Below are 12,797 nucleotides of genomic sequence, written 5' to 3' on the forward strand. Positions count from 1 at the left end.
CGGCCCGGGGGGCGACCCCGGGCCGGGGTATCAGCAGCGTGCGTGCGGAGCGCTACGGCAGGTAGCGCTCGATGACCTGCGGGCCCTCCTTCTCGATCAGCTGGCGCGCCTTCTCGACCCGCTCCGGAGTCGGGTCGTGGCCGGTCGCCATCACGAGGTCCTCGGGGTCGTACGGCCGCTCCCCGCCCGTGAAGAGCCGGTCCGACCGTGTCGGCTGCTGGTCCGATTCACTGTCCATCGCGTACCTCCTCCGTACCCCCTGGCCCCCATCCTCCGGCGGCGGCCCCATGAACGCACGTCGGCCGGGACGGCCCGCCCGGAAGGTGCTCCGCTCAGCCGCCGACGGTCGCCAGTGCGCCGGCGGCGACCAGTACGCCGCAGATCCCCAGGTTCACGGCCTTGTGCTCCCAGAACACCGCGACGAACTCGCGGATCGTGGCGGTCGGCCAGAAGTACCGGGCCGTGGGCGAGCCCAGCACCTGCCCGTTGACCCCGGCCTTGCGGGCCATCATCGCGGCCCGGAAGGCGTGGAAGTTGTTGGTGACCACCACGCACCGGTAGCCCGGGTCGTCCGCCAGCATGAGTTCGCGGCTGAACCGCATGTTCTCCTCGGTCGTGCGGGACCGGTCCTCCAGCGTGACGTGCTCCGCCGGCACGCCCTGCGCGATCAGCCAGTCCGCCATCGCGCGGGCCTCGGAGACCTTCTCGTCCGAGCCCTTGCCGCCCGAGACGAGCAGCACCGGCGGGCGGCCGCCCCGGGCCAGCTGGGCCTCGTAGATCTCCTGTCCCTTGCGCAGCCGCGAGGCCAGCAGCGGCGGCACCCGCTCCCCGCCGATCAGGCCGGAGCCGAGCATGACCACGTGGTCGACGTCGCCGCGCACCTTGATCCGCCCGTAGAGGAAGGCGTAGCCGAGGAAGCACAGGAAGACGAAGGAGACGTAGGCGACGACCGCGACGAGGGTCGCCACGATGCCCGCGAGGACCACGGAGCGGGACAGGCCGACGACGAACAGCAGGGCGATCATCGCGAAGATCCCGAGGCCCGCGAGCAGCGACAGCAGGTTGGGCAGGCGGGTGCCTTCCTTGCGGACCATGGTCACGCCGTTGGCGACGAGGAAGACGCCGAGCGCCACCAGGCCGAGCGTGGGCACGGCGAGGACCACCAGCAGGACGGCGGCGGCCAGCCAGCCCGGCAGCGCCTTCACCTGGAGGAGCAGGCCGAAGGAGTGGAGGACGAGGGTCAGGCCGAGGAGTACGGCGTTGCGGAAGCGACGGCGGTCGTTGCGGGCGCTGAGGCAGAAGGCGAGGAAGAGCAGGGCGGCAAGGACGAGGGGGACCATGCCTTTTATCGTAAATGTCACCCGGAATGCTGAACGGGGCTGCGACGCGCGGACCTTACGGACCGCCCCGCCAGGACCTCGGTGCGCCGCCCGTCCCGCATGACGAAGCGTCCGTCGATCAGGACGTGCGGGATGCCGGTGGGCAGGGCGCGCGGGTTCTCGTACGTGGACCCGGCCGCGACCGTGTCCGGGTCGAAGAGGACCAGGTCGGCGCGGTGACCGACGCGGACCAGGCCCCGGTCGGGCAGGCGCAGGCGGGCCGCGGGGCGGCCGGAGAGGTGTGCGACGCACTCCTCCAGGGAGAGCACGCCGAGTTCGCGGACGTAGTGGCCGAGGTAGTGGGGGAAGGTGCCGTAGGCGCGCGGGTGCGGCTTCGCGCCCTGGAGGATCCCGTCGGAGCCGCCGGTGTGGACGCGGTGGCGCATGATCGCCCGGACGTTCTCCTCGTGGCCGACGTGCTGGAGGATCGTCGGCGCGAGCCGGTCGCCGAGCAGCAGCCGCCGGGCGGTGTCCCAGCCGTCGACGCGCGTGCCGACGTACCGGCCGTACGCGGGATCGGCGACGCCCGAGATCTCGACCGTGGACCAGTCGACGGGCACGCCGTGGCAGCCGTCCGAGCCCTCGGCCTCCAGCGCGTGGCGGATCCGCTCGGCGGTGGCGTCGTCGCGCAGCCGGGCGAGGACGGCCTGCGGGCCGCCCTCGTTCGCCCAACTGGGCAGCAGGGCGACGAGGGTGGTGCAGCCGGGGGTGTACGGGTAGCTGTCCAGGGTGATGTCGCAGCCCTCGGCCAGGGCCGCGTCCAGCAGGGCCAGCAGCTCGGGGGCCCGGCCCCGGTTCTCGCCGAAGTTCATGGTGGCGTGCGCGAGGTGCAGGGCGCAGCCGGCCTCCCGGGCCAGCTCGACCATCTCGGCGTAGGCGGCGAGCGCGCCGTGGCCGTACGAGCGGTGGTGGGGGCAGTAGTAGCCGCCGTACCGCGCCACCACGCGGCACAGCTCGGTCAGTTCGGCGCCGGAGGCGTACATGCCGGGGGTGTAGGTCAGGCCGGAGGACATGCCGACGGCGCCCTGGGCGAGGCCCTCGGCGACCAGCTGCCGCATCCGGTCCAGCTCGGCTGCGGTCGCGGGCCGGTCGTCCCAGCCGAGGGCGTACGCGCGGACCGTGCCCTGGGGGACGAGGTAGGCGGCATTGACGGCGCAGCCCTGCCCGCCGTGGGCCCGGTCCAGGCGGTCGAGGTACTCGCCGACCGTGCGCCAGTCGAAGTCGACGTCGTCCCCGGCGCCGTTCCAGCCCGCGATGGCGGCCCGTACCCCGCCCAGGGTGCGCTCGTCGGCAGGCGCGTACGACAGGCCGTCCTGGCCGAGGACTTCGAGGGTCACTCCCTGGGCGGCCTTCGCGCTGTGGTCCGGGTCGCGGAGCAGCGCGAGGTCGCTGTGGGCGTGCATGTCGACGAAGCCGGGGGCGAGGACCAGCCCGTGCGCGTCGAGGGTCCTGCGGCCCCCGGGGAGCGAGCCGATCCCGGCGATCCGGCCCTCGTGCACGCCGACGTCGGCGGTGTACGAGGGCCCGCCCGTGCCGTCGACGACGCGGGCCCCGCGGATGACCAGGTCCACGGCCGGGGTCTAGAAGAACGTGCGGACGTAGTCGCCGACCGTGCCGTCCGACTCCACCACCGGGATCAGCGGCCACTTCTCGAAGATCGTGCAGGGGTGGGCCATGCCGAGGGAGACCCAGTCGCCGACCTCCAGCGCGGTGGCGTCGGCGTCCGTCTCGATCCAGGCGTGCTGGTCGGACAGCTTGGACACCCGGATGCCGGTCGCGGCGCGCTCGACGCCGTCGCGGGCGCTGCGCACGGTGAGCACTTCGGGCAGGCCCAGGTCGTAGGCGATGTCGCGCTTGCCGGCGTTGACGAAGGCCTGGCCGGGTGTGGGGCGGGAGACCACCTGGGTCCACAGCCGGAAGGCGGGGAGCAGGCCGCCCTCCTCGGGGACGCGGTTGAAGGGGGTCAGGCCCGAGTACCAGCCGTGGTCGTGGGAGACGTACGCGCCGGAGCGCAGCAGCGGCAGCACGGGCAGCGACAGCTCCGGGATCTCCGCGAAGACCTCGGCGACGGCGTCGAACCACTCGCTGCCGCCGGCGCTGACGATGACCTCGTCCAGGCCGGTGCCGGTGAAGTGGCCCCGCTTGTCGAGATCGGCGGCGAGCGCGGTGAGGCGGTGCAGCCAGGCGCGGACGCTGTCGGCGTCGGCGCCGGGCATGGTGGCCTCGTAGCCGGCCACACCGGCCAGGCGCAGGGTGGGGGCCGCGGCGACGGCGTCGGCGACGGCCTGGCATTCGGCGTCGGTACGCAGCCCCGTACGTCCCTCGGCCCCGGCGCCGAGTTCGAGGACGACGTCGACGGTGGCGCCGCGGCCGTGCAGGGCGGCGTCCATGAGCTCGACCCCGCGGACGGAGTCGACGTAGCAGACGAACCGGAAGCCGGGGTCGGCGGCGAGCTCGTCGGCGACCCAGCGCAGGGCGGGCGCGTCCACGAGCTCGTTGGCCAGGAAGATCCGCCGGATGCCGAAGGCCCGGCAGACGCGGGCCTGGTGGGGCATGGCGACGGTGATGCCCCACGCGCCGTGGTCCAGCTGGCGCTGGAAGAGCTGCGGGGCCATGCAGGTCTTGCCGTGCGGCGCGAAGGCGAGGGAGTGGCGGGCGGCGTACGTGCCGAGGGCGGTGAGGTTGTGCTCCAGCGCGTCCGCGTCGAGGGTCAGGACGGGGGTGGTGAAACCGCCGGTGTGCAGGGGGCGGCGCTCGGCGGCCAGCCGGCCGACGGTGAGGCCGGCGGTCTGGGCGTCCGGCGGGAGCCCCTTGAACCGGTGGTCGACCGGTTCGTCGGCGAGGTCCTTGACGGGGTCGCTGGCCATGCGGGTGCCTCCCGGGATTGCATTGCGTGCAACGGTCGTTGCGTATGCCGCTGCATGCTGTCTAACATCCCGGATGACGACGGGTCAACGTGCGCCGGTCCGGGCGGAGCCCGGGGCGCCGGCGGAGCCGGTGTCGCAGCGACCGTACGAGAGGACGAGGGATGAGCCAGTCCGTGGAACGGGCGCTCGCGATCCTGCCGCTGCTCGCCAAGGGTCCTGCCGGGCTCGGGGCGGTCGCCGACGAGCTCGGCGTGCACAAGAGCACCGCACTGCGCCTGCTGCGCACCCTGCACGAGCGCGGGTTCGTGTACCGGCAGCCCGACGGCCGCTACCGGCTCGGCGCACAGCTGTTCGCGCTCGCCGCCGAGGCCGTCGAGAACCTCGACGTCCGGGAGGTCGCGCACCCCCACCTCGTCGAGCTGAACAAGGTCACCGGGCACACCGTCCACCTCGCCCTCCTCCAGGACGACGAGGTCGTGTACATCGACAAGGTCGACAGCCGCTACCCGGTCCGCATGTACTCCCGCATCGGCAAGCCCGTGCCCCTCACCGTCGCCGCCGTCGCCAAGCTGCTCCTCGCCGACCTCCCCGAGCCCGAGCGCAGGAGCCTCGCCGGGCGGATCGAGTACCCGCGGTACACCGCCCGCTCCACCCCGGACGCCGCCGCGTTCCTCCGCGAGCTGGACCTCGTACGGGACCAGGGCTGGGCCACCGACCTCGGGGGGCACGAGGAGTCCATCAACTGCCTCGGCGCGCCCGTGTACGGGCCCGCCGGGCGGGTCGCCGCCGCGCTGTCGGTGTCCGCGCCCAGCGTGGTGGTCAGCGCCGACGGACTGCTCGAACTGCTGCCGCTGGTACTCCGTACCGCGGACGCCATCAGCCAGGACTACTCGGGAACCCAGGAGGCCACCCCGTGACCGTCAAGACCGCCATCACCCCCGGCACCCACACCACCCCGCCCGCGAAGTTCTCGCACGGCGTGCGCAAGGGGAACGTCCTGCAGGTCGCCGGCCAGGTCGGCTTCCTCCCGCACGTCGACGGGCAGCCGCCCACCCCCGCCGGGCCGACGCTGCGCGAGCAGACCCTCCAGACGCTGGAGAACGTCCGCTCCGTACTGGAGGCCGGCGGCGCGGGCTGGGACGACGTGATGATGATCCGCGTCTACCTGACGGACACCGGCCACTTCGGCGAGATGAACGAGATCTACGACGCCTACTTCGAGGAGCGGGGCCTGAAGGAGGCCCCCGCCGCCCGCACCACCGTGTACGTCGGGCTGCCGGCCGGGCTGCTCATCGAGATCGACGCGCTGGCTGTGCTCGGCTGACATGCCGCAGGGGCGCCCCCCTGGCGGTGGGGCGCCCCGTTCACAGAGGACTACGGGCAGTACTGGGCTTCCTTGCCGATCGAGCGGTACATGCAGTCCGCGTTCTCCAGCAGCTGGAGCACCGCGTCCTTGTTGCGCACCGTCTCGCGGTCGATCACCTCGTCGGGCGGGTAGAAGCCGCCGCCGCCGGAGCTCGCCGGGTACATCTCGAAGGTGTAGGAGAAGATCTTCTGGTTGCCCCACAGCCAGTCGTCGATGGTGCCGTCCGTGATGTACAGGTCGCTCGACTGCTCCGGGGTGTAGCCGTTGCTGGCCGCCATGCTGGTGCCGATCTTCTTGTACACGGCGAGGTCGTCCGCGGTCATGCCGGGCGCGGTGTCGTTGTAGGTCCAGCCGAACGGCCACAGGACCAGCTCGCTGTACGTGTGGAAGTCGATCGCGGCCGTGATCTGCTGCTTGCCGCCGACGACCCGGCTGCGGACGAAGTCCGAGACGACCTTCACCTCGGGGGCCGACTCGGCGGCCGCGCCGCGGTAGGTCTCGGAGCTCTTGCTGCCACTGGAGCCGCCGCAGCAGCCCCACTTGTAGTTCCAGTTCCGGTTCTCGTCCGTACCGACGTACGAGGAGCCGGAGTTGGGCTGGCGGTTCTTGCGCCAGGAGCGGTAGGAGCCGGTGGCGATGTCGTACTCGCCGCCGTCCGGGTTGAGGTCCGGGATGATCCAGATCTCGCGGCCGTTGACCGCGTTGGTGATCCGGGAGTCGGTGCCGTACTTGGAGCCGAACTCCTTGAGCAGGTACAGGGCCATTTCCACGGTCAGGTGCTCGCGGGCGTGCTGGTGGTGGGTGAAGAGCACCTCGGGCTCGGCCTCGTCGGTGGCGACGTTGTCGCTGATCTTGATCGCGATGAGGTCGCGGCCCTGGTACGACTTCCCGATCACGCGCTTGCTCATGATCCCGGGGTACTGGGCGATGCGCTGGTCGATCTCCGCGTTCGCCTCGGCGTAGTTGTGGTACTTGGAGTCCGCCGAGGGGAAGTCCATGGTGCCCGCCGCGATCCCGGGCAGGGTGCGGTCCGGCGGCCCGGGCAGGGCGGTGAGCCGGTAGCCGAGCGCGCGCAGGTTCTTGGCCTGCATGGTGTCGGCGCTCACCACGACGGTGTGGTCGTCCACTTCGTCGATCGACACGCCCGTGCGGAGCAGCGCGGTGCGGTCGGCGGCCGTGGAGGGGCCGTGGATCCGGTACTGGACGATCGCCTCGTCCTGGGTGGCGGTGGACGGGGTGGGCGGTGGTGATGCCGTCGCGCTCATGCCGTAGGCGGGTGCGCCGAGCGCGAGCGCCAGCAGGGCCGCCGTGACGGCGGCCCTTCGGCGGGTCTGAAGCCGCATGCGTTCTCCTGGGTGGGGAGTGTGGGGGTGCCGTGCGGACGCGCACAGCGTGCTCTCGTGGCATGTTCCGGTCAAGGACCCGCTCTGTCCGCCGAACCGAAACCGGCCACCCCCACACACCTACCGCCTACGGGAGGCCGTGGACCTTCGGACCCACCGCGTTGGACCAAGCGCTACCCGCCTTGGCGTCCCAGTTCGTCGACCAGGTCATCGCGCCGCGCAGCCCCGGGTAGGTCTTCGACGGCTTGAAGGATCCGCAGCCCGTGCCCCTGGTCAGGCAGTCCAGGGCGTTGTTCACGACGGTCGGGGAGACGTAGCCGCTGCCCGCCCCGCTCGGCGAGGCCGGGACCCCGATGCCCACCTGGGAGGGGTCGAGGCCGCCCTCCAGCTGGATGCAGGCCAGCGCGGTGAGGAAGTCCACCGAGCCCTGGGAGTAGACCTTGCCGTCGCAGCCGTTCATCGAGCCGCTGTTGTAGTACTGCATGTTGACGACGGTGAGGATGTCCTTGATGTTCAGCGCCGTCCTGAAGTAGCCGCCCTGCGTGGACTGCATGTCGATGGTCTGCGGGGCCATCGTGATGACGAGCGAGGAGCCCGCCTTCGCCGACAGCGCGCGCAGCGCCTGCGTCATGTAGGTCGGGTTCAGGCCGTTCTCCAGGTCGATGTCGATGCCGGAGAAGCCGTACTCCTGCATCAGCGCGTACGCCGAGTTCGCGAGGTTGTTCGCGGAGGCGGAGTCGCCCACGGAGATGGTGCCCTTCTCGCCGCCGATGGAGAGGATGACCGACGTGCCGGCCGCCTTCTTCGCGGCGATGTCCGACTTGAACTGGGCGACGGTGTAGCCGCCGAGGCCGGCCGAGTCGAGGTTGAAGGTGATGGCGCCGGGCGTGGTCGTGGCGTCGGCGAAGGAGACGGCGATGATGTCGTACTGGGCGGAGACGTCGGAGATCTTCTGGACCGTCGCTCCGTTGTTGAAGTTCTGCCAGTAGCCGGTCAGCGCGTGCTTGGGGACGGCCGGGTTCGGGTTCGGACCGCCGCCGCCGGTCGTGGTGCCGGTGACGCTCGCGGACCTGGGGCCCTCGCCCGCCCCGTTGTACGCGCTCACCTGGAACGAGTACGAGGTCGAGGCCGCGAGTCCGGTGATCTGGGCCGAGGTCCCGGACACGGTCCGGACGCGGGTGCCGTCCTGATACACGTAATAGCCGGTGGCCCCGCCGACCGCGTTCCACGAAAGGGTGAGCCCGCTCGCGCTCTGGCCGGAAACGGCGGTCCCGGCGGGAGCGCCGGGGATGCCCGGGCCGGGGTCGGTGCCGCCCCCTCCGTCCGGGCCGAAGACGCTGAACTCGTCCACGACGTACGCCGGCTGGCCGTACCAGCCGTGGGTGTAGACGGTGACCTGGGTGGTGCTGGGGCCGGTGGTGAAGGTGGTGGAGAGCTTCTGCCAGCCCGAGCCCGAGCCGGGGGTCCAGGTCGACACGTCCTGGGTGCCGGTGCCGGTCGCGCCGAGGTACACGTAACTGCCCTGGACCTGCGTGCTCAGCGTGTACGTCGAGTTCGGCTTGACCGTGACGGTCTGGCTGCAGCGGGCGTTGTCCTGGCCCGCCGGGGTGGCTTTGAGGGCGCCGGCTCCGGCGTAGACCGGCGAGGAGACGGAAGCGCCGCTTCCGCCGGAACAGGACCAGTTGGCGAGTCCGGACTCGAAGCCGCCGTTGCGGGCGACGTTGACGTCCGCGGCCTGCGCGGTACCGGTGGCGAGGGCCGTGAGGCCGCCCGCGGCGAGGGTGGCGGCGCCGAGGAGGGCGAGGGAGCGTATGCGGTTCACGTGGGCTCCGGTGGGGGGAGGAATGGGGATGAGGAGAAGGGGGGAGAAGGAGGGGCGCGTGGGGGCGCCCCGGAAAACGGTCCGGCGGAGCCAAGTTGGTCCAGACCAATCCCGGTGTCAAGGGTCTTTGCAATGTGGCTGGAAATGGCCGACGCTCCGATCCCTGTTGTCCGGGTTTCCCGCCACCTGTGACACAGGCTGTCAACACGGGAATTCCCAAGCCCCTGCCCTGCCAGCGGGGACGCGGATATGGTGCTGGGGCAAGGGGGGAAGAGCGTCGATCGTTTGCGGTCGCGCAGTGTGTGCGTGTGTGCGGCGGCTACGCGAACGGCCGTCGCGCACGGGGTGAACGGGGGGATTCGCGTGCCGACCGCCATCGCTGTCACCAGCGCCGATCTCGTACTGCCGGCCCCTGACCGGCACACGCCCGGGGCCGCCGTACTGCACCCGCCCGAGCGGCAGGACCTGGAGGGTGCGCTCGCCGAGACCGGCGCGCTGCTGGAGCGGCACGGCCATCTCGTGGCCGTCGTACCGCCCTGGCTCCCGCGCGCCACCGTCCAGCGGCTGCACACCGTACGGGCCATCCTCGAAACCGACCGGATCGCGCTCCTCGGGATCGATCTGCCGCCCCTGGGCACCGCCCTGTTGGTACGTCAGCTGCGCCAGCTCAGCGTCTGCGACTTCAGCCCCGGAGTCGTCGCCTCCGCGGCACGGCTGCTGTCCCACTACATCTACGCGGGCGCCCTGCTGGGCTCGGTCGCCAAACTCGACCGGGTCCCGGTCGGGCTCAAGGCGCACGCCAGGTCGTGGTCGCCGAGCGCGCAGTTCGCCGTACTCGCCCACCCGACTCCGCACCTGGCGAAGCTGGGGACCGCCGGGGCGCACGGCGGCGGAGGCGCCCTGCCGGCCGGGCCCGAGTTCGCCACCCACCTCACCTTCGCCCGCGGCCAGCTCACCTCCGACTGGGTGGCGGCCGAACTCGCCCCCGCCTGGCAGGTGCAGGGCGTCATGGAGAACCCGCTGCCGGCCGACTCACCCGGCTGGTGGGGCACCCCCAAGCTCGTCGAGTTCGCGGCCGGCATCCCGGACCTGTCCGTCCTCTACCAGCTCGTCGCCTCGGTCCGCCGCGAGGAGTGCCGCTGGTGCGGCCTCGAACTCATCGGCGACCGCTGCGGCTTCTGCGCCGCACCCCTGAGCGCACCGCCCCCGCAGGCCGCGCCCGCGAGCACCGCCCGATCCAGACCCTGACCGACCGACACATCGAACGAACGAAGAACGGCGAGGTACTTCGGCCCATGAACTCACGCCAGCGCCGCGGCGTCATTCTGCTGCTCCTGTCGGTCCTGTGCGCCCTGGGGGCCTTCGCCGGAGTCCTCGTGGTGATCGGCGACGTCAACTCCAAGGTCGGCGCCGAGGTCGCCGCGTACCGGGCCAAGGGCGACATAGCGCCGTACAGCCCGCTCACGGCCGGGCAGTTCGAGGAGGTCAGGATCCCCAAGCGGTGGCTGTCGGAGACCGCCGTCACCGACCTGGGCGCCCTCCGCGACAAGATCGCGCTGACCACCCTGAAGAAGGGCTCGCTGCTCCAGGCGGACATGTTCGTCGACCGGCCGCAGCTGCAGGCCGGCGAGCAGGAGATCGCCATCATGATCGACGCGGCGACGGGCGTGGCCGGCAAGATCACCTCCGGCGCGAAGGTCAACATCATCGCCACCTTCAAGGGCGCCAAGGACACCGACCCCTCGCGGTCGGTGATCATCGTCGCCAACGCCCGGGTCCTGGGCGTCGGCAAGCTCACCGCCCTGGACAAGGACAGCGACCGCAAGGGGCCGGCCGAGGCCGTCCCGATCACCTTCGCCCTGAACACCAAGGACACCCAGCGCGTCGCGTACGCCGAGTCCTTCGCGGAGCACGTACGCCTGGCCCTGGTCGCCCCCGGCACCGACTCGGCGCCCAGCCCGGGCGACCGTACGTACACCCTCGACGGGGACAAGTGAGGCGCGCATGACCACCCGAATCCTCCCCGCGGCCGACGACCCCGACGCCGCGCGCGTCCTCGTGACCCTGCTCAGCCAGCTCCCGGCCTCGGAGCCGGCCGCACCGGTCCCCGATTCCACGTCCTTGCTGGACACCCTGGCCCGCCTCGCCGCGGAGTCGATCGACGAACTCCCCGAGGTCGTCCTCGTCCACGAGCGGATCGGCCCGGTGCCCGCCCTGGACCTCATCCGGGAGGTGGCCCTGCGCTTCCCGGCGGTCGGCGTCGTCCTGGTCTCCTCGGACGCCGGACCGGCCCTCTTCTCCGCCGCGATGGACTCGGGCGCGCGGGGCCTGATCGGGCTCCCGCTCTCCTACGACGAACTCGCCGCGCGCGTCCAGGCCGCGGCCCAGTGGTCCGTCGGCGTACGCCGCCACCTCGGGCGGGGCGCGGCCGAGGCCTTCCCGGCGGGGCCCGGCGGCCGGGTCGTCACGGTCACCGGGGCCAAGGGGGGCGTGGGCACCACCTTTACCGCCGTCCAGTTCGCGCTGGCCGCGGCCGCCTCGGGGCGGCGTACCGCACTGGTCGACATGGACCTCCAGGCGGGCGACGTCGGCTCGTACCTCGACGTGCAGTTCCGGCGCTCCATCGCCGACCTCGCCGGGATCCAGGACGTCTCGCCGCGGGTCCTCCAGGACGCCGTCTACGACGACCGCACCGGGCTGGCGCTGCTGCTGGCCCCGGCGGACGGCGAACGGGGCGAGGATGTCGACGAGCGGGCCGCCCGGCACATCATCGGCGCCCTGCGCGGCCGCTACGAACTCGTCGTCATCGACTGCGGAACGCAAGTGACGGGCGCGAACGCCGCCGCGGTGGAGACGGCGGACGTGGCCGTACTGGTCACCACCCCGGACGTGGTCGCGGTGCGGGCCGCCAAGCGGATGGTCCGGATGTGGGAGCGGCTCCAGGTGCGCAAGGCGGAGGACACCGCGATGGTCGTCAACCGCTGGAGCAAGCACACCGAGATCCAGCCCGCCCTGATCGAGAAGATCACCAAGACCCGTGCCACCCGCACCCCGGTCCCGGCGGCCTTCAAGGAACTCCAGGCCGTGGTGGACGCCGGCCGGGTCCAGGACCTGGACAACCGCTCGACGGTGAAGCAGGCCCTCTGGACCCTGGCGGGCGAACTGGGCCTGCTGGCCGCCCCGGAGGCCGCCGCACCGACGGCCGCGCCCGCTCCGGGCGCCTCGCTCGCGGTCCGCGCCTCGGGCCCGGTGGCGCGGCTGCGCCGGGGCCGGGAGGGCTGACGCATGCCGCCGGGGAGACCGAGGGACGAGGGCCAGGTGGCGGTCGAATTCGTCGGCACGGTGCCGCTGATCCTGCTGCTCGTGGCGGCGGTGTGGGAGTGCGTGCTGATCGGCTACGCGTTCTCCCTGGCGGGCAACGCGGCGGACGAGGCGGCGCGGGCGGGGGCGGTGACGGGGGACGCCGCGTGCGTGGCGGCGGCGGGGAAGCACATCTCGGCGGCGTGGGACATGGCTCCCCCCACATGTCAGAAGCAGGGCGACATCTACAAGGCGAAAGTCTCGCTGAAGATCCCCGTCCTCTTTCCGGGGCTCAACTTCGGCTGGATCGACGGCACGGGCGGCGCGGCGATGGAGAGGGAGACGGAGTGACATGAACGGGCGACGCATGCGCTCCGACCGGGGGCAAGTGGCCATCGAATACATCGGCTTCGTACCGATCCTGCTGTTCGTCGCGCTGTGCGGGATCCAGCTGGGCTGGGTCGCGTACGTCCATGAGCAGGCCGACAACGCGGCCCGTACGGCGGCGCGGGTCGAGGCCCAGCACCGCGGCAGGGGCGAGGCCGCAGGACGGGCCGCCATCCGTGAAGGGCTTGCCGCGGACGTCAAGGTGCCTTCCGGAGGCGACGCGGTGACCGCGACGGTGACCATCAAGATCAATGCCATCGTGCCCGGGCTCGACATCCCGGACGCCGTGGCAACCGCGGTCATGCCCAACGACGATCCGAAGGGCCCCTGACG

General features: G+C 72.0%; 13 protein-coding genes. 7 read left to right on the forward strand and 6 right to left on the reverse strand.

What is annotated here, in order from left to right; translation table 11 throughout:
- Positions 1-52 precede the first annotated feature (52 nt).
- The 4 genes from OG429_RS24225 to OG429_RS24240 all read right to left on the reverse strand — a co-directional run bounded on the left by OG429_RS24225 (position 53) and on the right by OG429_RS24240 (position 4,246).
- Positions 53-238: a hypothetical protein gene (locus OG429_RS24225; protein WP_257554480.1), complete on the reverse strand. Its 186-nt coding sequence runs from the start codon at positions 236-238 to the stop codon at positions 53-55.
- Positions 239-332: 94 nt separating this feature from the next.
- A complete protein-coding gene (locus tag OG429_RS24230; RefSeq protein ID WP_328927366.1) occupies positions 333-1,340 on the reverse strand; it encodes a YdcF family protein in 1,008 nt (335 codons plus the stop codon).
- 17 nt (positions 1,341-1,357) lie between these two features.
- A complete protein-coding gene (locus tag OG429_RS24235) occupies positions 1,358-2,950 on the reverse strand; it encodes an N-acyl-D-amino-acid deacylase family protein (RefSeq protein ID WP_328927367.1) in 1,593 nt (530 codons plus the stop codon).
- 9 nt (positions 2,951-2,959) lie between these two features.
- Positions 2,960-4,246, reverse strand: a complete 1,287-nt coding sequence (locus OG429_RS24240) for an alanine racemase (RefSeq protein ID WP_328927368.1) — start codon at positions 4,244-4,246, stop codon at positions 2,960-2,962.
- A gap of 161 nt (positions 4,247-4,407) precedes the next feature.
- Between OG429_RS24240 and OG429_RS24245 the strand changes: the two genes are divergently transcribed.
- Both OG429_RS24245 and OG429_RS24250 read left to right on the forward strand, forming a co-directional pair.
- Complete coding sequence (locus OG429_RS24245) at positions 4,408-5,163, forward strand: IclR family transcriptional regulator (protein ID WP_328927369.1); 756 nt, start codon at positions 4,408-4,410, stop codon at positions 5,161-5,163.
- Positions 5,160-5,570, forward strand: coding sequence for a RidA family protein (locus OG429_RS24250; protein ID WP_328927370.1), 411 nt, complete (start codon positions 5,160-5,162; stop codon positions 5,568-5,570). Before OG429_RS24245 ends, OG429_RS24250 begins: the two co-directional genes overlap by 4 nt.
- 50 nt (positions 5,571-5,620) lie before the next feature.
- Here OG429_RS24250 and OG429_RS24255 read toward each other — a convergent pair whose 3' ends face one another.
- Both OG429_RS24255 and OG429_RS24260 read right to left on the reverse strand, forming a co-directional pair.
- Complete coding sequence (locus OG429_RS24255; RefSeq protein WP_328927371.1) at positions 5,621-6,955, reverse strand: M14 family metallopeptidase; 1,335 nt, start codon at positions 6,953-6,955, stop codon at positions 5,621-5,623.
- A 127-nt stretch (positions 6,956-7,082) separates the two neighbouring features.
- Positions 7,083-8,777: a chitinase gene (locus OG429_RS24260; RefSeq protein WP_328927372.1), complete on the reverse strand. Its 1,695-nt coding sequence runs from the start codon at positions 8,775-8,777 to the stop codon at positions 7,083-7,085.
- Positions 8,778-9,140: 363 nt separating this feature from the next.
- On the opposite strand from OG429_RS24260, the gene OG429_RS24265 reads away from it, so the two are divergent.
- Genes OG429_RS24265 through OG429_RS24285 form a run of 5 tightly spaced genes read left to right on the forward strand, consistent with a single transcriptional unit; the run spans position 9,141 to position 12,795 of the window.
- Positions 9,141-10,025 carry a hypothetical protein gene (locus OG429_RS24265; protein WP_328927373.1) on the forward strand — a complete coding sequence of 295 codons (885 nt, stop codon included), beginning with the start codon at positions 9,141-9,143 and terminating at the stop codon, positions 10,023-10,025.
- A 47-nt stretch (positions 10,026-10,072) separates the two neighbouring features.
- A complete protein-coding gene (gene cpaB / locus OG429_RS24270; protein WP_328927374.1) occupies positions 10,073-10,774 on the forward strand; it encodes a Flp pilus assembly protein CpaB in 702 nt (233 codons plus the stop codon).
- A gap of 7 nt (positions 10,775-10,781) precedes the next feature.
- The gene (locus OG429_RS24275) at positions 10,782-12,059 is read left to right on the forward strand and encodes an AAA family ATPase (protein ID WP_328927375.1); all 1,278 of its coding nucleotides are present in this window, start codon (positions 10,782-10,784) and stop codon (positions 12,057-12,059) included.
- Between the two features lie 3 nt (positions 12,060-12,062).
- Positions 12,063-12,428 (forward strand): TadE/TadG family type IV pilus assembly protein, encoded by a 366-nt coding sequence (locus OG429_RS24280; RefSeq protein WP_328927376.1) that lies wholly within the window; start codon positions 12,063-12,065, stop codon positions 12,426-12,428.
- A 1-nt stretch (position 12,429) separates the two neighbouring features.
- Positions 12,430-12,795, forward strand: coding sequence for a TadE/TadG family type IV pilus assembly protein (locus tag OG429_RS24285; protein ID WP_328927377.1), 366 nt, complete (start codon positions 12,430-12,432; stop codon positions 12,793-12,795).
- Positions 12,796-12,797 lie beyond the last annotated feature (2 nt).

The organism is Streptomyces sp. NBC_00190, assembly GCF_036203305.1.
Classification (GTDB): Bacteria; Actinomycetota; Actinomycetes; order Streptomycetales; family Streptomycetaceae; genus Streptomyces.